Consider the following 21458-nt stretch of genomic DNA (forward strand, 5'->3'; position numbering starts at 1 on the left):
CGATCGGCCGGCGTGCGGCGATGCATTAACATGCAGCCTCACAATAAAACCTGAGAGAACTGCATTCATGTCCCTTCGCCTGTCCGGGCGTCGCGCCGCTGCCGTCGGCGCCGCCGCCATTGCCATTGCCCTCTCCGCCGCGCCGCTCGCTGCATTCGCCGCGCCGCCCGCCCAACCCGACATCTTCAACGCCGCGATCTGCAATCCGCCGTTCACGTCGGACCTGATGGAGTCGATCTACAACACCGTCAAGGCCACCGATCCGAAGCCGGACGAATCGATGCTGGGCGCCGCGGTCTTCCGTCTGCCGGAGCCGATCCACCGGGACGGTTTCACGACGCAACACGTCGTGTTCACCAGCACCGGGATCGGCGTGCTCGTGGACGGCGAAGTCGCCGGCCAGCTCGCGCAACGCTACAAGCTCGCGCCGGAAAAGGGGCACCTGCTGGGCGCGTCGTCGGCAGGCTATTCGCGCCGCCTGACGGTGCGCGGCCCGGGCGGCGCGCTGATCCTCGTGTCGGCGCGCCAGGGCCCGGCGCTGAAGGGTAAGACGCTGCTTGCGTGCGAAATGACGTCGGAGGAAGACATCAAGGCGCTGGAGCAGATGGAGAAGCATTGAGTCGTGCGGCGGCACGCCGGCGCCGCGCGCATGCGGGCGGCCGCGCGCCGCCCTGGCGGTAGATGCTGGTCGGTCATTGCTGATTGGTGTCTGCCGGTTGGTCGCGGCCGGTTGGTCATTGCCGATCGGTCGCCGCTGGTCAGTCACTGCCGGTCGGTCTCTGCCGGTTGGTCTCTGCCGGTTGGTCTCTGCCGGTTGATCTCTGCCGGTCGGTCTCTGCCGGTCGGTCTCTGCCGGTCGGTCTCTGCCGGTCGGTCTCTGCCGGTCAGTCACTGCCGGTCAGTCACTGCCGGTCGGTCTCTGCCGGTCGGTCGCCGCCAATCGGTCGCCGCCGGTCAGTCACGGCCGGTTGGTCGCTGCCGGTTGGTCACTGCCGGTCGATCACTGCCGGTCGATCACTGCCGGTCGATCACTGCCGGTGGCGCGCGCCGCTCGACGCGCGCCACCGCCCCCTGTCGCTACAATAGGCGCCATGAACGCCCCCACCTCCTCCGACACGCCCGATTCCGGCGACGCGCACATCGCGCGCAACCGGCTCGAGGCGCACCTGGACGCCGCGCCGCGTGCGTGGCCGCTCGACATCGTCGCCGCCACCGGCTCGACCAACGCCGACGTCGCGACGCGCCTCAAGGCACTCCCGCGCCATGCGAACGCGCTGCCCGCGCCGCTCGTGCGCGTGGCGTTCGAGCAGACGGCCGGCCGCGGCCGGCAAGGCCGCCCGTGGTTCGCACAGCCCGGCAACGCGCTGCTGTGCTCGGTCGGCTGCATCGTGCCGCGCCCCGTCGACGCGCTCGGCGGCCTCAGCATCGCGATCGGCGTCGCGCTTGCGGAAGGGCTGGCCACGCTGCCGCTCGACGCCCGCTCGCGCGTCGCGCTCAAATGGCCGAACGACCTGCTGCTGACGGCCACCGACGACGGCACGCCGCGCATCGTCGGCAAGCTCGCCGGGATCCTGATCGAAACCGCCTGGGCCAGCGCCGACGCGACCGCCGTCGTGATCGGCTTCGGCATCAACGTCCGCGGCGCGGAAGCCGTCGCCGCACAGGTCGACGCGCTGCGCGCGCGCGAAGCGACGCTCGCGAGCGGACTGCCGCCCGCTGCGCTGTCGATCGCGTGCGCATCGGCCAACCTCACCGATACGCTCGCCGCGTCGCTGAACGCGCTCACGCCCGCGCTCGCGCAGTTCGGCGCCGAAGGGCTCGCGCCGTTCGTGCCGCGCTGGCATGCGTTGCACGCGTATGCGGGGCGCGAAGTCGTCCTGCTCGAACAGGGCGTCGAACGCGCGCGCGGCATCGCGACGGGCATCGACGCGACCGGCCAGCTGCTGCTCGACACGCCGGACGGCATCCAGGCGATCGCGGCCGGCGACGTGTCGCTGCGCGAAGCGCAATGAACGAGCCGCACCTGCTGATCGACGCCGGCAACAGCCGGATCAAGTGGGCGCTCGCCGATGCGCAGCGCACGCTCGTCGAGACGGGCGCATTCGGCCACACACGCGACGGCGGCGCCGATCCCGACTGGTCGAACCTGCCGCATCCGCGCGGCGCGTGGATCTCGAACGTCGCGGGCGCCGACGTGGCCGCCCGGCTCGACGCGCTGCTCGACGCGCGCTGGCCGGGCCTGCCGCGCACGACGATACGCTCGCGTCACACGCAATGCGGCGTGACGAACGGCTATACGACACCCGAACAGCTCGGCAGCGACCGCTGGGCCGGCCTGATCGGCGCGCACGCTGCGTTTCCGGGCGAGCACCTGCTGATCGCGACGTTCGGCACCGCGACGACGCTCGAGGCATTGCGCGCGGACGGCCGTTTCACCGGCGGGCTGATCGCGCCGGGCTGGGCGCTGATGATGCGCGCGCTCGGCACGCACACCGCGCAGCTGCCGACGCTGACCACCGATATCGCGAGCGGATTGCTCGCGGGTGCGCAGGCCGATCCGTTCCAGGTCGATACGCCGCGCTCGCTGTCGGCCGGCTGCCTGTACGCGCAGGCCGGGCTGATCGAACGCGCGTGGCGTGACCTTGCCGACGCGTGGCACGCACCCGTGCGGCTCGTGCTGGCCGGCGGCGCGGCGGACGACGTCGCACGCGCGCTGACGGTGCCGCATACGCGGCACGATGCACTGATCCTGTCCGGGCTCGCGCTGATTGCGGCCGAAGCCGCGCAGGATTGACGGTACCGGCGCCGGCATCGCGCCGGTGGGCATGGCGACGCAGGTCCGGACGGACATGCGGCACGCTGACGAAGCGGTACGCGCGGGGGCAGCTGCAACCGCCCGTGCATTCGACCGGCGGAAGCCATGAAAAAGCCGGCCATGCGGCCGGCTCGACTGAATGACGTGAACGACGTCGATAACGACAGGGAGGTTCGACGATGCTGCGCTGGCTGATCGCTGTTCTCTTTCTCGCCAACATGCTCGCGTTCGTGGTGGCGCGCGGCGTGTTCGGGCCGCTGCCGTCGGCCGGCCCGCGTGAACCCGGCGTGCTGTCGCGGCAGGTCCGGCCCGATGCGCTGCGCGTGACGCCGCTCGCGCAGGCGACCGACCAACCCGTCGTCGGTGGCCCGATCGCGCCGCCGGCCGTCACGACCGCCCCGCTCGCGGCGTCCGCGCCCTGACGGCGCCCGGCCGCGCTCAGGACTGCTGCGCGCGCACCTTCTTCAGCAACGCGGTGGTCGAGCGGTCGTGCTCGAACGGAATCGCCAGCGCACGGCCGCCCCAGCCGCGCACGAGCGCCGATTCCGGCAGCGCGTCCATGTCGTAGTCGCCGCCCTTCACGAGGATGTCCGGACGGACGGCCTCGATCAGCGACACCGGCGTCTTTTCCCCGAACGTCACGACCCAGTCGACGCTTTCCAGCGCCGCGAGCAGTGCCGCGCGGTCTTCCTCGCGATTGATCGGCCGGTCGTCGCCCTTGCCGAGCATGCGCACCGACGCATCGCTGTTCACGCCGACGATCAGGCACGCGCCGAGCGCTTTCGCGTCGGCGAGATACGTGACGTGGCCGCGGTGCAGGATGTCGAATACGCCGTTGGTGAACACGACGGGCGACGGCAGCGACGCGCGCAGCGCGACGAGGGCATCACGGGTGATCAGCTTGCGTTCGAAGGTGACGGACATGGTGAAGGTCGGACGGAATGAGCAACGGCGCGCGCGACGGCGGCGCCAGATAAAAAGCCCGCCAAGCTGGCCAGGCGGGCTTGATGCAACGGATACGGCACGGCGGCACCACCCGGCCGGCGCGATTCACGCCGGCGGCGGCGCCTGCCGGCCTCAGGCCGGCTGCGCGGCCGACGACGGGCCGCTTTCGGCCTGCAGGCGGCTGGTGACTTCCTTGCGATAGCGGTTCAGCTCCTGCGCGGTCGCGAACGTGCGCTCGAACAGGATCGACAGGTTGTGCAGGATCCGCTCGACGACCTTCTTTTCCCACTCGCCGTCGAACCGGATCTGCTCGTCGAGCCAGCGCTCGAGCCATTCCGGATCGGGCAGGCGCGACTGCACGGTATCGCGCGGGAACAGCGCCTGGTTCACGTGCAGGTTGGTCGGGTGCAGCGGCTTCTCGGTGCGGCGCGCCGACGCCATCAGCACGCCGATCTTCGCGAACGCCGCGCGCGCGACGTCGCCGCAGTTGTTCAGCGCCTTCTTCATGTAGCGCAGGTAGGCGCCGCCATGGCGCGCTTCATCGCGCGAAATCGTTTCGTAGATCTGCTTGATGACCGGCTCGGTGTGCCAGTCGGCCGCGCAGCGGTACCAGTGGTTCAGGCGGATCTCGCCGCAGAAGTGCAGCATCAGCGTCTCGAGCGGCGGCGCCGGGTCGAATTCGAAGCGCACCGCGTGCAGTTCCTCTTCGGTCGGCACCATCTCCGGCCGGAAGCGGCGCAGGTATTCCATCAGCACGAGCGAATGCTTCTGCTCCTCGAAGAACCACACGCTCATGAACGCGGAAAAGTCGCTGTCGTGCTGGTTGTCGCGCAGGAACATTTCCGTCGCGGGCAGCGCCGACCATTCGGTGATCGCGTTCATCTTGATCGTCTTCGCCTGCTCGTCGGTGAGCAGCGAAGCGTCGAACTTGTCCCACGGAATGTCCTTCTCCATGTCCCAGCGGACAGCTTCGAGCGACCTGTAAAGTTCCGGATAAAGCATGGTGTTCATGATGGTCCCACCCCTGTTCTGCGCAATGCGACTTCTCTAAACGTGACTGTTGCCGCAAAGGCGCGCCAAGCGCGCTTTTTGCGGCCAAGACTGTAATTTTACGCGTGAAACCGACCGGCCGGACGTCGATTGCTCGTCCGGCAGCCGGGCGGCCGCGCCGCCGCCGTTGCGGCATGCCGCAGCCACGCTCCGTACGAACGGAACCGGCTACGCGCTTGCCTGAGTGGGGGCCGGCGCTGGCCGGCTCGCTGACGAGCCCGTCCCCTGCCCCAGGCGGGTTCCCCGTAGGGCCCCGTGCGGATGCCGGATCGGCGGGCTGTTCGATATGGTGTATACGGCGGCGGCCATGATAGCACGCGTGCATGACGGTTCCGAGACGCCCGCCCGGTCGCGCGCCGCCAATCGCGGTGCGGCGATCGGTCGCGGCCGGCCGTCGCGAAAATGCAACCCCGCCCCTCTCCCGGCGCATCAGACCCGTATTTCGCCGGTCGCGAAACCGTCTTCCGGCGGCATGCCGGCGGCCGGCGCGCTGCCGCCGTCCGCCAGCGCGATCCAGCCGGCCAGCGTATCGCGCTGCGCGCGCCCGTCGCGGTAGCCGAGCTCGATCAGTTCGCGCGTGAACGCCTCCTCGAACAGCAGGTAGCTCGCAAACGACGCGCCGGCCGGCTGGCTGCCGCCGATCGCGCCGAGCAGCCCACGCATCGTCGCCGGCATCTGCTTCAGGTGTTTCGCGGCGATCAGCTCGATACGCTCGGACGGCGCGATCGCGAGCACGTCGACGTGCCGCCAGCCGCTGTCCACCTCGACCTGGTGCGGCAGGTGCTCGATCATCCGGTTGATGTGCTCGATGCGCTCGATGTCCGAGCCGATCGAGTCGAGGAACACGCTCGCGAGCACCTGCTGGCCGATCTGCGCGAGCGTCGGGTAGCCGCGTACCAGCCCCGTGCCGTTCGCGGCCGGAATCTCGGGCCGCGGGTCGGCCGCACCGACCACGACGATCCGGTGCGCGCCGAAGTGGATCGCCGGCGACAGCGGCGCGATCTGCCGGATCGACCCGTCGCCGAAGTACTCGATCTGCCCGTCGAGCACGAGCGGCACGGCCGGGAACACGAACGGAATCGCCGACGACGCGAGCAGGTGCGACGCCGACAGGTCGACGAGCCGCGCGGTGCGCTGCGCGCGCCGCCACGCCTGGATCGGCTCGGCCGCCTGGTAGAACGTGAGGTGCCGGCCGCTCGAATAACTGAGCGCCGTGATCGACAGCGCGTGCAGCAGGCGCGCCTCGAGCATCTGCTCGATCCGGTGGAAGCTCAGCTCGCGCTGCAGCAGGTGCGCGAGCGGCGCGTTGTCGAGCAGCCCGCGCGGCGAGCGGCGGGCCGCCCAGCCGAACGTCATCGTCGCGAGCCAGCGCGCACCGGCGGCCGCGATGCCGAGCCAGTCGGTGCGATACACGTAGTCGGCACGCAACGGCTCCCAGAATTCGAGCAGGCGCCGCACGCCGTGGGAAAAGTCGTCCGCGTGGCTCGCGATCGACGTCGCGTTTATCGCGCCGGCCGACGAGCCGCACACGACCGCGAACGGCAGCGTGTGCCGCTGCGGATCGGCCTCGCGCGCGATCTCGGCCAGTGCCTTGAGCACGCCGACCTGATAGGCGGCACGTGCGCCGCCTCCCATCAGAACGAGCGCGAGCCGCATGATCGACCTGCTATCTGCGCCGCGTCACGTCGAACGCTTCGGCGGACGGGTTTCGGGCGACGACGCGGCCGCCGCGCGCGCCGCGGCCGAACCGGTCGCGCCGGTCGCGCTGGTCGACTTGGCACGCTTCGCGGCGGGCTTGCGCGGCGCGGCGGCGGCCGGTGCCGGCTTCGCGGCCTGCTCCGGCGCAGCGGCCGCGTCCGGCGGCGCATCGCCCGGCGCGGCGGGCTGCATGCCCGGCTGCGCCATCGCGAGGCTCGCGAGCTGGTTGAACTGCGACTGCAGCAGGTTCCACCAGCCGGCGGGATCGAAGGCCTGCGCGGCGTCGCCCGCGGCTGCATCCGAGGCGGAAGCATCGGCATCCGCCGCCGGCGGCGCATCGCCCGGCGCAGCCGACGCGGGTTTCGCCGCCTGCGCCGCCGCGACGGCCGCTTCCTCGGCCGCCGACATCGAGCTCTGCGCGAACGCGCCGAACGCACGCAGCGTCGCGAGCGTCGCACGCTGGACCTCGAGCGCCTGGATCGCCGACTGCAGCATCCCGAGATTGAGCTTCAGCCACTGCTCGACCGCGCGCAGGTCAGTGATGCGCTTGTCGAGTTCCTCGACGCTCGTGAGCGGCGCCATCATGTCGGACATGCTCGACAGCGACGGCGGCAGCCCATGCGCGCCGCCCGGAAACGGCGTCATCGCGCCGAACGGCGACATCCGCATCATGTCCCACATCCGGTCCATCATGTCGGCGGGCTTGAAGCCGGCAAAGCCGGCGAAAGGATTGGAGCCGGAGGCATCGGTCGTCATACGGGCATCCTGGTTGACTGGGTGAGGGCGAGGCGGCCGCCATGGGTCGCGCGAGCCGCGCCTGGATCGATCATAGCGCCGGCGCGTGTCAGAACGGGGCGTCGCCGGGGAACTCGGGCGGGCGCCGCTCGCGCAACGACCGGAGGCCTTCCTGAACGTCGGGCCCGGCAAACCCCATGAATTCGAGCGCAAGCGACGTATCGAAGGTCGGCCCGGCCGTGCGCAGCCAGTTGTTCAATGCGTACTTGGTCCAGCGAATCGCCGACTGCGAACCGTGCGCGAGCCGCTCGGCCACTTCGTACGCCTTCGGCAGCAGGTCGGCCGGCTCGACCGCGAGCGACACCAGCCCGATCCGCTCGGCCTCCTCGCCGCTCACCGGTTCGCACAGCAGCAGGTAGTACTTCGCCTTCGCCATCCCGCACAGCAGCGGCCACACGATCGCCGCGTGGTCGCCGGCCGCGACGCCGAGGCGCGTGTGGCCGTCGATGATGCGCGCGTCCTTCGCGGCGATCGAGATGTCGGCGAGCAGCCCGGCGACGAGCCCCGCGCCGACGGCCGGGCCGTGCATCGCCGATACGATCGGCTTGCTGCAGTTGATCACGTTGTAGACGAGGTCGCGCGCCTCGCGCCACACGCGGGAGCGCACGTCGAAGTCGTTCGCCATGTCCTCGACGAGCGCGAGATCGCCGCCCGCCGAGAAGCCCTTGCCCTCGCCGCGGATCACCGCGACGCGCGTGTCGGGATCGCGGTCGACGTCGCGCCAGATGTCGGCGAGCTCGCGATGCATGCGCGCGTTCGCGGTCGCGAGGCCGCTGCGGTTCGCGCCCTCGCCGCTCATCACGATGTCGAGCACGCCATGGTCGCGGCGCGTCACCTTCAGTGCTTCGTAACCGCCGTATGCGGCGAGATCGGCCATGTGCCGCTCCTTCGAGTCGAGGCTCTTGAATCGAGTGTAGCCAAGCCCGCGCGGGCAAACATCAGGCGAAACCCGGCGCGCAGGCCGAAGCCGGGTTTCGCGCAAGCACCGCGCGGCTTACGCCGCGCCGTCGGGCGGGGCGACCGACTGCTCGATCGCACCGAAGATCGACTTGCCGGCCGCGTCGAACATCTCGATGCGCACGGTGTCGCCGTAGCGCATGAATTCGGTCTGCGGCGCGCCGTGCTCGATCGTCTCGAGGCAGCGCTTCTCGGCGATGCAGCAGTAGCCGCGCTTCGCGTCCTTGTTCGACACCGTCCCCGAGCCGACGATCGACCCGGCGCGCAGGTTGCGCGTCTTCGCCGCGTGCGCGATCAGCTGGCCGAAGTGGAACACCATGTCGGTGCCCGCATCGGGCTGGCCGACCTTCCTGCCGTTCCAGTGGACGATCATCGGCCGGTGCACGCGGCCCTCGCGCCATTCGTCACCGAGCTCGTCGGGCGTGACGGCGACCGGCGCGAATGCGGTGGCCGGCTTGCTCTGGAAGAAGCCGAAGCCTTTCGCGAGCTCGGCCGGAATCAGGTTGCGCAGCGACACGTCGTTCACCAGCGTGACGAGCCGGACGGCCTTCAGCGCTTCGTCGGGCGACGCGCTCATCCGCACGTCGCCGGTGATCACCGCGACTTCCGCCTCGAAATCGATGCCCCATTCCTCGGACGGGCACACGACGTCGTCGCGCGCGCCGAGGAAGTCGTCGCTGCCGCCCTGGTACATCAGCGGGTCGGTCCAGAATTCGGGCGGCATCTCGGCGCCGCGCGCGCGGCGCACGAGCTCGACGTGGTTCACGTACGCGGAGCCGTCCGCCCACTGGAACGCGCGCGGCAGCGGCGCCATGCAGTTGGCCGGATCGAATGCGAAGGAATTGCGCGCGCGGCCGTGATTCAGCGCGTCGTACAGGTCGCGCAGCTGCGGCGCGTAGAACGCCCAGTCGTCGAGGACACGCTGCAACGTCGGCGCGATCGCGTCGGCGATCGCCGCGGTGTGCAGGTCGCGCGACACGACGATCAACTGGCCGTCGCGCGTGCCGTCCTTCAGCGAAGCAAGTTTCATAAGGGGGACTCTGCCGTTGTAGTGACGATGGAGGGAATCTATTTTACGATGGTGAATCCCGGCGGCGCGCCACGATCGTGCACGCCGCTTTCGCCCCGAATTTTCACCCCCATTCCTGCCGCATTTTCGCGCACCTGCCGCCCATGCCCGCCAACCCGCTTCCCGACGACGATCTCGCCGACTCCGACACCGACGACGCCGCTTCCGGCGAGCACGGCGAAAACAGCGAGAAAGTCCGTTCCGGCATCCAGTCGATCGAGGTCGGCTTCCGCCTGCTCGACGTACTGACGAGCGAGCCGCGCGCGATGATGCTGCGCGACCTCGCGCAGCGCGCGGGCATGAGTCCTGCGAAGGCGCACCGCTACCTGGTCAGCTTCTCGCGTCTCGGCGTGGTGTCGCAGGACCCCGTCTCGGGCCGCTACGAGCTCGGCGGCTTCGCGCTGCAGATGGGGCTCGCGCGGCTCGCGCGCGTCGACGGCGTGAAGCTCGCGCGGATCGCGCTGACCGAATTCCGCGACCGCCTCGACCAGACGGTCGGCATCGCGGTGTGGGGCAACCAGGGGCCGACGATCGTGCACTGGATGGAATCGAGCCACCCGGCGAAGGCGTCGCTGAAGCTCGGCGACGTGATGCCGCTGCTTGGCTCCGCGACGGGCCTGCTGTTCGCCGCGTACCTGCCGCGCAGCAAGACCGCCGCGATGCTCGAGCGCGAACTCGCCGATACGCGCCGCTCGCCGCACCACGGCGGCCCGCGCACGCTCGACGAGGTCGACGCGGTGCTCGCCGACGTGCGCAAGCACGAGGCCGCGCGCGTCGAGGGGATGCTGCTGCCGACGATCCACGCGTTCTGCATGCCCGTGTTCGATGCGGTCGGCGAACTCGCGCTCGCCATCGTCGCGCTCGGCCAGGAAGGCTCGTTCGACATTGCATGGGGCGGCGAGATCGACACGGCGCTGCGCGCATGCGCGCAGAAACTGTCTTACGAACTCGGCTATAGTCCCGACGCGCGCGACGCCTGACGCATTCGCCTCGTCACGGCACGCGCACGAACGCGCGGCGCATTCGACAGTCCGATTCCTGTGGCGCGCGCCGCGCGCCCGACATCACGCGAGCGCCCCGATCCTGTTCCGATGCCCATGCAGCCTGCCGATATCCGCCCGAGTCACGCCTTGCCCCGCCGCTGGCTGCGCGTGGGCATTGCACTCGTCGTCGTGCTGGTGCTGCACACGCTCGCCGCGTTCTGGCTGATGCGCAACCGCGACGCGTTCACGCCGCCCGCACCCGCCGAAGTCCCCGTGCAGATCGAGCTGCTGAAACCACAGCCGATCGAGCGCCAGCCCGCGCCACCTGCGCCGAAGCCGGTCGAGCATCCGGCCGCGCCCGCACCGGCGGCTCCCAGGGCCGCCGCGCCGAAACCCGCGCCGGAGCCGGTCCTCACGTCGACGCAAACGGCCGAACACGGCGAGCCGCCGGCCGCCGCGTCCGCAGCGAGTGGCATACCGGGCGCGTCGGGCGCGCACGCCGCGTCGGCCGCGGGTGCGGCCAGCGCCGCCGGCGCCACGACACCGGACCCCGCGACGAACGGCGTGAAGTTCATCGCGCCGCCGTCCGGCGACCTGCAGTACGACACGTTCTACAACGGCATGCAGAACATGATCGGCACGATCCACTGGCGTACCGACGGGCGCACCTACGACCTGTCGGTGTCGATGCCCGTGCCGTTCGTCGGCCCGTTCTCCTATCGCAGCGAAGGCCGCATCGACGCGTTCGGCGTCGCGCCCGACCGTTACGTCGAGAAGCGCGGCAAGCGTCCGGAAGACATCGCGATCTTCAATCGCGAGATCCGGCAGGTCGTGTTCACGCGCACGCCGAACAACGCACCGTTGCCCGACGGCATACAGGACCGCTTCAGCATGCTGATGCAGCTGTCGGGGCTCGTGCGCGGCAATCCGTCTGCTTACAGGCCGGGCGTCACGCAGCAGTTCTTCGTGATCGACAACAACAGCGGCGAGACCTGGCCGATCACCGTGATCGGCGACGAGCAGGTGCAGACGCAGGCCGGCATCATCGGCGCGCGGCACTTCATGCGCCTGCCGCGGCGCGACGGCGACACGCGCCGCATCGACATGTGGCTCGCACCGTCGCTCGGCTGGCTGCCCGCGCGGCTCGTGCAGACCGAACCGAACGGCGCGCAGATCGAACTGTTGTGGCACGGCCCGCTCGCGGCGCCGGGTGCGCCGTCCGACGAGACACCGGCAGGCGGCGCCACGCCTGCGCCCGCCGCTGCACCGGCGCCCGAACCGTCGGCCGCACCGGCCGCCGAACCGGCACAACCCGCGCCGCCCGCCGCCGTGCAACCGCCGGCTGCACAACCGGCTGCACCGCCCGCGTCTTCGCCTGTCACGTCACCTGTCACACAGTGAACTCGCACGCGAATGCGCGTGATTCGGCAATTTCGACCGATTACAGATTTCCGTGAAATCGCCGATGACACTCTTTAACAACTATTTCCGTCCACCGGTCGACAATGGGAAACGTTTCATAGACATCGGCTTCTAACCGATACACCCCACGCAAACGGGAACGGGGTGTGCAGCGCAAGCCCCTTGAAACCGGCAAGGCTCGCCCCACCTAGGGGACAACAAGGCCAGATGCCACTGCGAAGAGGAGTGCCGCCATGCAAATGATCTACAACAGCCCCAACTACTGCGTCGTCGAATTCGCGCCGCAGGCCGGCCACCACCTGATGAATGCCGGCGGATACGAAATCGTCGACAAGAATGCGCAGCGCGAGATCTTCATCGACGGCGAACTTGCCGAACGATTCCGCGCACACGTGAAGCAGCTGATCGAAGATGAACCGTCGCTCGATGAAGTCGACGAATTCCTCGGACAATTCGACAGCCTGATGATGATGCCCGTCGTACTGCACTGACGTCCCGCGGCCCGGCGCCTCGCGCGGCCGGGCCATTCGCCGCGCATCGACGCGGCGCCGCGAGCACTCCGATCATGCCCCTGCCCGGTTCGCCGGGCGGGGGTTTTCATTTGGCGGCCCGGCCGGCGCCGCGCAAGGCCGGGCGGCGCCCATGCGCACCGGCTACAATGACGGTTTTCCCGTCTTCGCCGGTCTTTCGCCCATGTCTGCGACTCCTCTCGCCGCTTCCGTCCCGCTCGACGCGCACTACACGCGCGGCGCCGCCCTGCCTGCGCTGCTGAAATCGCGCATCCTGATCCTCGACGGCGCGATGGGCACGATGATCCAGCGCTACAAGCTCGACGAAGCCGCGTATCGCGGCGAGCGCTTCAAGGATTTCCCGCGCGACATCAAGGGCAACAACGAGCTGCTGTCGATCACGCAACCGCAGATCATCCGCGAGATCCACGACCAGTACTTCGCGGCCGGCGCCGACATCGTCGAGACCAACACGTTCGGCGCGACGACCGTCGCGCAGGCCGATTACGAGATGGAAGATCTCGTCGTCGAGATGAACGTCGAATCGGCGAAGCTCGCACGCGAATCGGCCGCGAAATACGCGACGCCGGACAAGCCGCGCTTCGTCGCCGGCGCGATCGGGCCGACGCCGAAGACGGCCAGCATTTCGCCGGACGTCAACGATCCGGGCGCCCGCAACGTCACGTTCGACGAGCTGCATACGTCGTACTACCAGCAGGCGAAAGCACTGCTCGACGGCGGCGTCGACCTGTTCCTCGTCGAGACGATCTTCGACACGCTGAACGCAAAGGCCGCGCTGTTCGCGCTCGACGAACTGTTCGAGGACACCGGCGAGCGCCTGCCGATCATGATCTCGGGCACCGTCACCGATGCGTCGGGCCGGATCCTGTCGGGCCAGACCGTCGAGGCGTTCTGGAACTCGCTGCGTCACGCGAAGCCGCTCACGTTCGGCCTGAACTGCGCGCTCGGCGCGGCGCTGATGCGCCCGTACATCGCCGAGCTCGCGAAGCTGTGCGACACCTACGTGTCGTGCTACCCGAACGCGGGCCTGCCGAACCCGATGGCCGAGACCGGCTTCGACGAGACGCCGGACGTCACGTCGGGGCTCCTGAAGGAATTCGCGCAAGCCGGGCTCGTGAACCTCGCGGGCGGCTGCTGCGGCACGACGCCCGAACACATCGCCGAGATCGCGAAGGCGCTCGCCGACGTGAAGCCGCGCCGCTGGCCGAACCAGTACAGCGACAACGCCTGACCCGACCGCCCCACGCCCTTCATCACCAGAATTCGCACCGCCATGACCGATCACATGATGCGCCTCGCCGGCCTCGAGCCGTTCAACGTCACGTCCGGAACGCTCTTCATCAACGTCGGTGAGCGCACCAACGTCACCGGCTCGAAGGCGTTCGCACGCATGATCCTCAACGGCCAGTTCGACGAGGCGCTCGCCGTCGCGCGCCAGCAGGTCGAGAACGGCGCGCAGGTGATCGACATCAACATGGACGAGGCGATGCTCGATTCGAAGGCGGCGATGGTGCGCTTCCTGAACCTGATCGCGTCGGAACCGGACATCGCGCGCGTGCCGATCATGATCGACTCGTCGAAGTGGGAAGTCATCGAGGCGGGCCTGAAGTGCGTGCAGGGCAAGGCGATCGTGAACTCGATCTCGCTGAAGGAAGGCGAGGAGGCGTTCGTCCATCATGCGAAGCTGATCCGCCGCTACGGCGCCGCGGCCGTCGTGATGGCGTTCGACGAGCAGGGCCAGGCCGACACGTTCGCGCGCAAGACCGAGATCTGCAAGCGCTCGTACGACGTGCTCGTGAACCAGTGCGGCTTCCCGCCGGAAGACATCATCTTCGACCCGAACATCTTCGCGGTCGCGACCGGCATCGAGGAGCACAACAACTACGCGGTCGACTTCATCGAGGCGACCCGCTGGATCAAGCAGAACCTGCCGTATGCGAAGGTGAGCGGCGGCGTGTCGAACGTGTCGTTCTCGTTCCGCGGCAACGACCCGGTGCGCGAGGCGATCCACACCGTGTTCCTGTACCACGCGATCCAGGCGGGAATGGACATGGGCATCGTGAACGCGGGCCAGCTCGGCGTGTACGCCGAGCTCGACGCGGAACTGCGCGAGCGCGTCGAGGACGTGATCCTGAACCGCCGCGACGACTCGACCGACCGCTTGCTCGAAATCGCCGACAAGTTCAAGGCGGGCGGCGCGAAGAAGGAAGAGAACCTCGAGTGGCGCAACCAGCCGGTCGAGAAGCGGCTCTCGCATGCGCTCGTGCACGGCATCACGAACTTCATCGTCGAGGATACCGAAGAAGTCCGCGCGAAGATCGCCGCGGCCGGCGGCCGTCCGATCAACGTGATCGAAGGCCCGCTGATGGACGGGATGAACATCGTCGGCGACCTGTTCGGCCAGGGCAAGATGTTCCTGCCGCAGGTCGTGAAATCGGCGCGCGTGATGAAGCAGGCGGTCGCGCACCTGATCCCGTTCATCGAGGAAGAAAAGCGCCTGCTCGCGGAAGCGGGCGGCGACGTGCGCGCGAAGGGCAAGATCGTCATCGCGACCGTGAAGGGCGACGTGCACGACATCGGCAAGAACATCGTGTCGGTCGTGCTCCAGTGCAACAACTTCGAAGTCGTCAACATGGGCGTGATGGTCCCGTGCAACGAGATCCTCGCGAAGGCGAAGGTCGAGGGCGCGGACATCATCGGACTGTCCGGCCTGATCACGCCGAGCCTCGAGGAAATGGCATACGTCGCGTCCGAAATGCAGCGCGACGACTACTTCCGCGTGAAGAAGATCCCGCTGCTGATCGGCGGCGCGACGACCTCGCGCGTGCACACGGCGGTCAAGATCGCGCCGCACTACGAAGGCCCGGTAGTCTACGTGCCCGACGCGTCGCGCTCGGTGTCGGTCGCATCGAGCCTGCTGTCCGACGAAGGCGCGGCGAAGTACCTCGACGAGCTGAAGTCCGACTACGAACGCATCCGCGACCAGCACGCGAACCGCAAGGCGCAGCCGATGGTCACGCTCGCCGAGGCGCGCGCGAACAAGACCAAGGTCGACTGGGCGGGCTACCAGCCGGTGAAGCCGAAGTTCATCGGCCGCCGCGTGTTCAAGAACTACGACCTGAACGAGCTCGCGAACTATATCGACTGGGGCCCGTTCTTCCAGACCTGGGATCTCGCGGGCCCGTACCCGGCGATCCTGAACGACGAGATCGTCGGCGAATCGGCACGCCGCGTGTTCTCCGACGCGAAATCGATGCTCTCGCGCCTGATCCAGGGCCGCTGGCTGACCGCGAGCGGCGTGATCTCGCTGCTGCCGGCGAATACCGTCAACGACGACGACATCGAGATCTACAGCGACGAGTCGCGCAGCGAGGTGCTGCTCACGTGGCGCAACCTGCGCCAGCAGAGCGTGCGTCCGGTGGTCGACGGCGTGATGCGGCCGAACCGCTCGCTCGCCGACTTCATCGCGCCGAAGGAATCGGGCGTCGCCGACTACATCGGGATGTTCGCGGTGACGGCCGGCCTGGGTGTCGACGCGAAGGAAAAGCAGTTCGAAGCCGACCACGACGACTACAGCGCGATCATGCTGAAGGCACTCGCCGACCGCTTCGCGGAAGCGTTCGCGGAAGCAATGCACGCGCGCGTGCGGCGCGAGCTGTGGGGTTATGCGAGCGGCGAGACGCTCGACAACGATGCGCTGATCGCGGAAAAGTACGCGGGCATCCGCCCGGCACCCGGCTACCCGGCCTGCCCCGACCACCTCGTGAAGCGCGACATGTTCGACGTGCTGCACGCGGACGAGATCGGCATGAGCGTGACCGACTCGCTGGCGATGCTGCCGGCCGCGAGCGTGTCGGGCTTCTATCTCGCGCATCCGGACAGCACGTATTTCTCGGTCGGGAAAATCGGACAGGATCAGCTCGAGGACTACGCGCGGCGCATGGCGCTGTCGCTCGACGACGCGCGCCGCGCGCTTGCGCCGCAGCTCTGACCGGCCCTTCGGCGGACGCATCGGCGCCCGCTATCGTCAGACAAAAGAAAAAGCCCGCTCGGAAGCGGGCTTTTTTTCTGCCTTTCGATCCTTTCGGACCGCCGGGCAAGGACGCTCAGAAGCCCCAGTGCACGTCGGCCTGGCCGGCTTTCGCTTCGCGCAGCATCGTGAGGAACGGCGCGACGCGCTGGGCCAGGCTCGGCGGCACTTCGTGGTGCGCGTGGTCGGCTTCGTCCTCGTGGAAATGGCCGGCATGCTCGGCGCGCTCCTGCTTCGCCTGCGCAACGGCGCCTTCCAGCTTGGCGATCGCGTGGTCCAGCTCGTCGTGCGTAATCACGCCGCGCTCGCCCAGCTGCTTGCCGACGAGACCCAGCACATACACGGCGAAATCCTTCAGCACGTCGAGATCCTGTGCCGCCTTGCTCTTGAACGTAATCATGACAATTCCCTTTTCATCTTGTTGTGCCCGCGCGGCGCGGTTGGGGAACGCCGGCAGACCGGCGTCCGGCCTCGCGGACGCGGGCCGCCTGAGCGGCATATTAGCACCTGTTAAAATTCTGCGATCCCTGAAACGCGCGCTTAAAAAGCGCGCCGGCGGGCCGGCGTTTCCGGCCGCCACCAACGAAGCCTTCTACCAGCATGCTGCCAGCACACAAACAGACCCTCGAAGCCCTGCTCGCGGATAGCGTCAAGCAGGTCGCACACGCGCTGAAAGGCGCCGACGCAGCGTTCGTCGCCCCGACCATCACGCTGGAGCGCCCGAAGGTCGCCGCGCACGGCGACGTCGCGTGCAACGTCGCGATGCAGCTCGCCAAGCCGCTCGGCACGAACCCGCGCCAGCTCGCCGAACAGATCGTCGCCGCCCTGACCGCCCAGCCGGGCGCGCAAGGCCTCGTCGACGCCGCCGAGATCGCCGGCCCCGGCTTCATCAACCTGCGCCTGTCGGCCGCCGCGAAGCAGGCGGTGATCGCCGCCGTGTTCGACCAGGGCCGCGCGTTCGGCACGTCGGATCGCGAGAAAGGCAAGCAGGTGCTGCTCGAATTCGTGTCGGCGAACCCGACCGGCCCGCTGCACGTCGGCCACGGCCGCCAGGCCGCGCTCGGCGACGTGCTCGCGAACGTGATCGCGAGCCAGGGCTACGCGGTGCACCGCGAGTTCTACTACAACGACGCAGGCGTGCAGATCGGCAACCTCGCGATCTCGACGCAGGCGCGCGCCCGCGGGCTGAAGCCGGGCGACGCGGGCTGGCCGGAAGCCGCGTACAACGGCGAATACATCGCCGACATCGCACGCGACTTCCTGGCAGGCGAAACGGTCGCCGCGTCGGACGGCGAGCCGGTCAAGGGCACGGGCGACGTCGAGGATCTCGACGCGATCCGCAAGTTCGCGGTCACGTACCTGCGTCGCGAGCAGGACATGGACCTGCAGGCGTTCGGCGTGAAGTTCGACCAGTACTACCTCGAGTCGTCGCTGTACAGCGAAGGCCGCGTCGAGAAGACGGTCGACGCGCTGATCAAGGCCGGCATGACCTACGAACAGGACGGCGCGCTGTGGCTGCGCACGACCGACGAAGGCGACGACAAGGATCGCGTGATGCGCAAGTCGGACGGCACGTACACGTACTTCGTGCCGGACGTCGCGTACCACGTGACGAAGTGGGAGCGCGGCTTCACGAAGGTGATCAACATCCAGGGTTCGGACCACCACGGCACGATCGCGCGCGTGCGCGCCGGCCTGCAGGGCCTGCACATCGGGATCCCGAAGGGCTACCCCGACTACGTGCTGCACAAGATGGTCACCGTGATGCGCGACGGCCAGGAAGTGAAGATCTCGAAGCGCGCGGGCAGCTACGTGACGGTGCGCGACCTGATCGAATGGTCGGGCGGCGCGGCGGCGGGCCAGGAAGCGGCGCCCGACCTGATCGACGAAGCGACCATCACGCGCGGCCGCGACGCGGTGCGGTTCTTCCTGATCTCGCGCAAGGCCGATACCGAGTTCGTGTTCGACATCGACCTCGCGCTGAAACAGAACGACGAGAACCCGGTCTATTACGTCCAGTACGCGCATGCGCGGATCTGCTCGGTGCTCAACGAACTGAAGGCGCGCTACAACGTCGACGTCGCGCAGCTGCCGAGCGCCGACCTGTCGCAGCTGACGAGCGCGCAGGCGGCGTCGCTGATGCAGAAGCTGGCCGAGTACCCGGACATGCTCACGCACGCGGCGAACGAGCTGGCGCCGCACGCGGTCGCGTTCTACCTGCGCGACCTCGCTGGTGAATTCCACTCGTTCTACAATGCGGAGCGCGTGCTGGTGGACGACGAAGCGCCGCGCAATGCGCGCGCCGCGCTGCTCGCCGCGACCCGGCAGGTGCTCGAGAACGGTCTGGCGGTGCTCGGCGTGTCCGCGCCCGCCAAGATGTAACGACGCAAGCGGCCCGAACCGGGCAGCGAATGGCCGTGGCAGCGCCCGCCGTCGGATACCCTCCGTCGGACGCCCGCCGCAGCCTTTTCACGATTCTTTTTGCAGGTGACTCAAGCAATGGCACAACCACGCCGCACTTCGAAACAATCGAAACAAGCCGGAGGGACATTTCTTGGAATCGTGCTGGGCCTGATCGTCGGCCTCGCGATCGCGGTGGTGGTGGCGCTCTACATCACGCGTTCCCCGTCGCCGTTCGTGTCGAAGGTTGCGCCGCCGCCGGCCGACAACGGCGCGAGCCAGCCGCAGCAGTTCGATCCGAACCGTGCGCTGCAGGGCAAGACGCCCGGCCAGCCGGTGCCGCAGGCCGCCCAGTCGGCACCGCCGAACACCGCGCCCGGCCAGGCCGCGAACCAGACCCAGGGCGGCCTGCTGCCCGAACCGCAGATCGTCGAAGTGCCGCCGTCGGCCAACGGCTCGAGCGGCTCGAACAATACCGGCAGCTCGAACGGCACGACCGCGTCGAACAACACGTCGTCGGGCAACGGCGTCGCCGTCGCGCCGAAGCCGGCCGACACCACGCCGCCGCCGAAGAAGACGCAGCAGGCGCAACAGCAGCAGCAGGGCGGCGAGGACGACCTCGCACGCTTCGCCGCGCAGAAGCAGGCGCAGCAAGCCGCCGCACAAAAGCAGCAACAGCAGCAACTGGCCGCGAACACGCCGAAGCCGACCTCGTCGGCCACGGCCGCCGCGGCAGCGAAGCCGCCGACCGCGAACGACGCGAATACCGGCTACTTCCTGCAGGTGGGCGCGTACAAGACGGAAGGCGACGCCGAGCAGCAGCGCGCGCGCCTCGGCTTCCAGGGCTTCGAGTCGAAGGTGTCGAAGCGCGATGTCAGCGGCGTGACGTACTTCCGCGTGCGCGTCGGCCCGTTCTCGAAGTTCGAGGATATGAACTCGGCCCGCCAGCGCCTGTCCGATGCAGGTGTCGACACGGCGGTGATCCGTTTCACGAAGCAGTAAGCAACCGGCCGAGCCCACTCAGAACCCGTTACGTTCCGTAACCCGAGCAACTGATTCGACGTTCACAACATGAAAAAACTGCTTAGCACGCTCCTTCTTTCCCTGGGCCTGGCCGCCGGCCTCGCGCAGGCTTCGCCCGCCGCGCCGGTCGCCGGCAAGGACTTCGAGGTAATGAAGTCGCCGCAGCCGGTGTCCGCGCCCGCCGGCAAGGTCGAGGTGATCGAGTTCTTCTGGTACGGCTGCCCGCACTGCTACGAATTCGAGCCGACGATCGAGGCCTGGGTGAAGAAGCAGGGCAGCAACATCGACTTCAAGCGCGTCCCGGTCGCATTCCGTGACGATTTCGTCCCGCACTCGAAGCTGTTCTACGCGGTGTCCGCGCTCGGCATCTCCGAGAAGGTCACGCCGGCGATCTTCAACGCGATCCACAAGCAGAAGAACTACCTGCTGACGCCGCAGGCGCAGGCCGACTTCCTGGCCACGCAGGGCGTCGACAAGAAGCAGTTCATGGACGCATACAACTCGTTCAGCGTGCAGGGCGAAGTGAACCAGTCGGCCAAGCTGCTGAAGGACTACGCGATCGACGGCGTGCCGACGGTCGTCGTCCAGGGCAAGTACAAGACGGGCCCCGCTTACGCGAACAGCATCCCGGGTACCGCCCAGGTGCTCGACTTCCTCGTGAAGCAGGTTCAGGACAAGAAGCTCTGATCCCCGCCCGCGCGCCGGCATGACTACTCCGCTGAAGGTCTTCATCACCGGCGCATCGAGCGGCCTCGGCCTCGCGATGGCCGAGGAATACGCCCGCCAGGGCGCCACGCTCGCACTCGTCGCGCGACGCACCGATGCCCTCGATGCGTTCGCGCGGCGCTTCCCGAAGCTGTCCATCTCCGTCTACTCCGCCGACGTGCGCGACGCCGACGCGCTCGCGACGGCCGCCGCGTCGTTCATCGCGACGCACGGCTGCCCCGACGTCGTGATCGCGAACGCAGGCATCAGCCAGGGCGCCGTCACGGGCCAGGGCGATCTCGCGACGTTCCGCGACGTGATGGACATCAACTACTACGGGATGGTCGCGACGTTCGAGCCGTTCGTCGGCCCGATGACGGCCGCGCGCCACGGCACGCTGGTCGGTGTCGCGAGCGTCGCCGGCGTGCGCGGGCTGCCGGGCTCCGGCGCGTACAGCGCGTCGAAATCGGCCGCGATCAAGTACCTCGAAGCGCTGCGCGTCGAGCTGCGGCCGGCCGGCGTCGGCGTCGTGACGATCGCGCCCGGCTACATCCGCACGCCGATGACCGCGCACAATCCGTACCGGATGCCGTTCCTGATGGACGCCGACCGCTTCGCCGCGCGGGCGGCCCGGGCGATCGCGCGGCAGCACGCGTTCCGCGTGATTCCGTGGCAGATGGGTGTCGTCGCGAAGGTGCTGCACGTGCTGCCGCGCTGGCTCTACGACCGCCTGTTCGAGAAGGCGCCGCGCAAGCCGAAGGCCGGCGCGCACTGATCGCCCAAACGGCCCGCGTGACGCATCGCGGGCCGCTTCTCCGCTTCTCCGCTTCTCCGCTTCTCCGCTTCTCCGCTTCTCCGCTTCTCCGCTTCTCCGCTTCTCCGCTTCTCCGCTTCTCCGCTTCTCCGCTTCTCCGCTTCTCCGCTTCTCCGCTTCTCCGCTTCTCCGCCTCTCCGCCTCTCCGCCTCTCCGCCTCTCCGCCTCTCCGCCTCTCCGCCTCTCCGCCTCTCCGCCTCTCCGCCTCTCCGCCTCTCCGCC

The 21458-nt window shown here is 68.7% G+C and carries 20 protein-coding genes; 13 read left to right on the plus strand and 7 right to left on the minus strand.

What is annotated here, in order from left to right; translation table 11 throughout:
* Window positions 1-67 precede the first annotated feature (67 nt).
* The 4 genes from AB3K92_RS38165 (at window position 68) to AB3K92_RS38180 (ending at window position 3237) form a co-directional block, all read left to right on the plus strand.
* Window positions 68-619 carry a hypothetical protein gene (locus AB3K92_RS38165; protein ID WP_369466825.1) on the plus strand — a complete coding sequence of 184 codons (552 nt, stop codon included), beginning with the start codon at window positions 68-70 and terminating at the stop codon, window positions 617-619.
* Window positions 620-1091: 472 nt separating this feature from the next.
* Window positions 1092-2012: a biotin--[acetyl-CoA-carboxylase] ligase gene (locus AB3K92_RS38170; protein ID WP_048023870.1), complete on the plus strand. Its 921-nt coding sequence runs from the start codon at window positions 1092-1094 to the stop codon at window positions 2010-2012.
* Window positions 2009-2794: a type III pantothenate kinase gene (locus AB3K92_RS38175; protein ID WP_048023868.1), complete on the plus strand. Its 786-nt coding sequence runs from the start codon at window positions 2009-2011 to the stop codon at window positions 2792-2794. The genes AB3K92_RS38170 and AB3K92_RS38175 overlap by 4 nt, the downstream gene beginning before the upstream one ends.
* 200 nt (window positions 2795-2994) lie before the next feature.
* Entirely contained in the window at window positions 2995-3237 is a 243-nt protein-coding gene (locus tag AB3K92_RS38180; RefSeq protein WP_027789017.1) for a hypothetical protein, read from the plus strand.
* 16 nt (window positions 3238-3253) lie between these two features.
* Here the strand turns inward: AB3K92_RS38180 and rfaE2 are convergent, their stop codons facing one another.
* From rfaE2 to AB3K92_RS38210, 6 genes are all read right to left on the minus strand, one after another.
* Window positions 3254-3739, minus strand: a complete 486-nt coding sequence (gene rfaE2, locus AB3K92_RS38185; RefSeq protein WP_059486936.1) for a D-glycero-beta-D-manno-heptose 1-phosphate adenylyltransferase — start codon at window positions 3737-3739, stop codon at window positions 3254-3256.
* A 153-nt stretch (window positions 3740-3892) separates the two neighbouring features.
* Complete coding sequence (locus AB3K92_RS38190) at window positions 3893-4771, minus strand: diiron oxygenase (protein WP_048023863.1); 879 nt, start codon at window positions 4769-4771, stop codon at window positions 3893-3895.
* A gap of 468 nt (window positions 4772-5239) precedes the next feature.
* Entirely contained in the window at window positions 5240-6466 is a 1227-nt protein-coding gene (locus AB3K92_RS38195; RefSeq protein WP_048023862.1) for a patatin-like phospholipase family protein, read from the minus strand.
* 24 nt (window positions 6467-6490) lie between these two features.
* Complete coding sequence (locus tag AB3K92_RS38200) at window positions 6491-7264, minus strand: PhaM family polyhydroxyalkanoate granule multifunctional regulatory protein (protein ID WP_369466826.1); 774 nt, start codon at window positions 7262-7264, stop codon at window positions 6491-6493.
* 88 nt (window positions 7265-7352) lie between these two features.
* Window positions 7353-8180 (minus strand): enoyl-CoA hydratase/isomerase family protein, encoded by an 828-nt coding sequence (locus AB3K92_RS38205; RefSeq protein WP_021160148.1) that lies wholly within the window; start codon window positions 8178-8180, stop codon window positions 7353-7355.
* Window positions 8181-8297: 117 nt separating this feature from the next.
* The gene (locus AB3K92_RS38210; RefSeq protein ID WP_021160147.1) at window positions 8298-9290 is read right to left on the minus strand and encodes a fumarylacetoacetate hydrolase family protein; all 993 of its coding nucleotides are present in this window, start codon (window positions 9288-9290) and stop codon (window positions 8298-8300) included.
* A gap of 143 nt (window positions 9291-9433) precedes the next feature.
* Between AB3K92_RS38210 and AB3K92_RS38215 the strand changes: the two genes are divergently transcribed.
* From AB3K92_RS38215 to metH, 5 genes are all read left to right on the plus strand, one after another.
* Window positions 9434-10309, plus strand: coding sequence for an IclR family transcriptional regulator (locus AB3K92_RS38215; protein WP_021160146.1), 876 nt, complete (start codon window positions 9434-9436; stop codon window positions 10307-10309).
* A 111-nt stretch (window positions 10310-10420) separates the two neighbouring features.
* The gene (locus AB3K92_RS38220; protein WP_369466827.1) at window positions 10421-11713 is read left to right on the plus strand and encodes a DUF3108 domain-containing protein; all 1293 of its coding nucleotides are present in this window, start codon (window positions 10421-10423) and stop codon (window positions 11711-11713) included.
* Window positions 11714-11967: 254 nt separating this feature from the next.
* Window positions 11968-12225, plus strand: a complete 258-nt coding sequence (locus AB3K92_RS38225) for a DUF3567 domain-containing protein (RefSeq protein WP_006477667.1) — start codon at window positions 11968-11970, stop codon at window positions 12223-12225.
* Window positions 12226-12427: 202 nt separating this feature from the next.
* Window positions 12428-13495 carry a homocysteine S-methyltransferase family protein gene (locus AB3K92_RS38230; RefSeq protein ID WP_059619633.1) on the plus strand — a complete coding sequence of 356 codons (1068 nt, stop codon included), beginning with the start codon at window positions 12428-12430 and terminating at the stop codon, window positions 13493-13495.
* A 42-nt stretch (window positions 13496-13537) separates the two neighbouring features.
* Window positions 13538-16255, plus strand: coding sequence for a methionine synthase (gene metH, locus AB3K92_RS38235; protein ID WP_059586316.1), 2718 nt, complete (start codon window positions 13538-13540; stop codon window positions 16253-16255).
* Between the two features lie 115 nt (window positions 16256-16370).
* Here the strand turns inward: metH and AB3K92_RS38240 are convergent, their stop codons facing one another.
* Complete coding sequence (locus tag AB3K92_RS38240; protein ID WP_006489103.1) at window positions 16371-16694, minus strand: DUF1840 domain-containing protein; 324 nt, start codon at window positions 16692-16694, stop codon at window positions 16371-16373.
* A gap of 200 nt (window positions 16695-16894) precedes the next feature.
* Here AB3K92_RS38240 and argS point away from each other — a divergent pair, with 200 nt between their 5' ends.
* The 4 genes from argS to AB3K92_RS38260 all read left to right on the plus strand — a co-directional run bounded on the left by argS (window position 16895) and on the right by AB3K92_RS38260 (window position 21197).
* Window positions 16895-18676: an arginine--tRNA ligase gene (gene argS, locus AB3K92_RS38245; protein ID WP_060051696.1), complete on the plus strand. Its 1782-nt coding sequence runs from the start codon at window positions 16895-16897 to the stop codon at window positions 18674-18676.
* Between the two features lie 117 nt (window positions 18677-18793).
* On the plus strand, window positions 18794-19696 hold the full coding sequence (locus AB3K92_RS38250; protein WP_048026272.1) for an SPOR domain-containing protein: 903 nt from the start codon (window positions 18794-18796) through the stop codon (window positions 19694-19696).
* 69 nt (window positions 19697-19765) lie between these two features.
* On the plus strand, window positions 19766-20404 hold the full coding sequence (locus AB3K92_RS38255; protein WP_021162606.1) for a thiol:disulfide interchange protein DsbA/DsbL: 639 nt from the start codon (window positions 19766-19768) through the stop codon (window positions 20402-20404).
* 19 nt (window positions 20405-20423) lie between these two features.
* Entirely contained in the window at window positions 20424-21197 is a 774-nt protein-coding gene (locus tag AB3K92_RS38260; protein WP_021162605.1) for an SDR family oxidoreductase, read from the plus strand.
* The last annotated feature ends 261 nt before the right edge of the window (window positions 21198-21458 follow it).

This window comes from Burkholderia sp. Bmkn7 (assembly GCF_041103175.1).
In the GTDB taxonomy this organism is placed as follows: Bacteria; Pseudomonadota; Gammaproteobacteria; order Burkholderiales; family Burkholderiaceae; genus Burkholderia; species Burkholderia cepacia.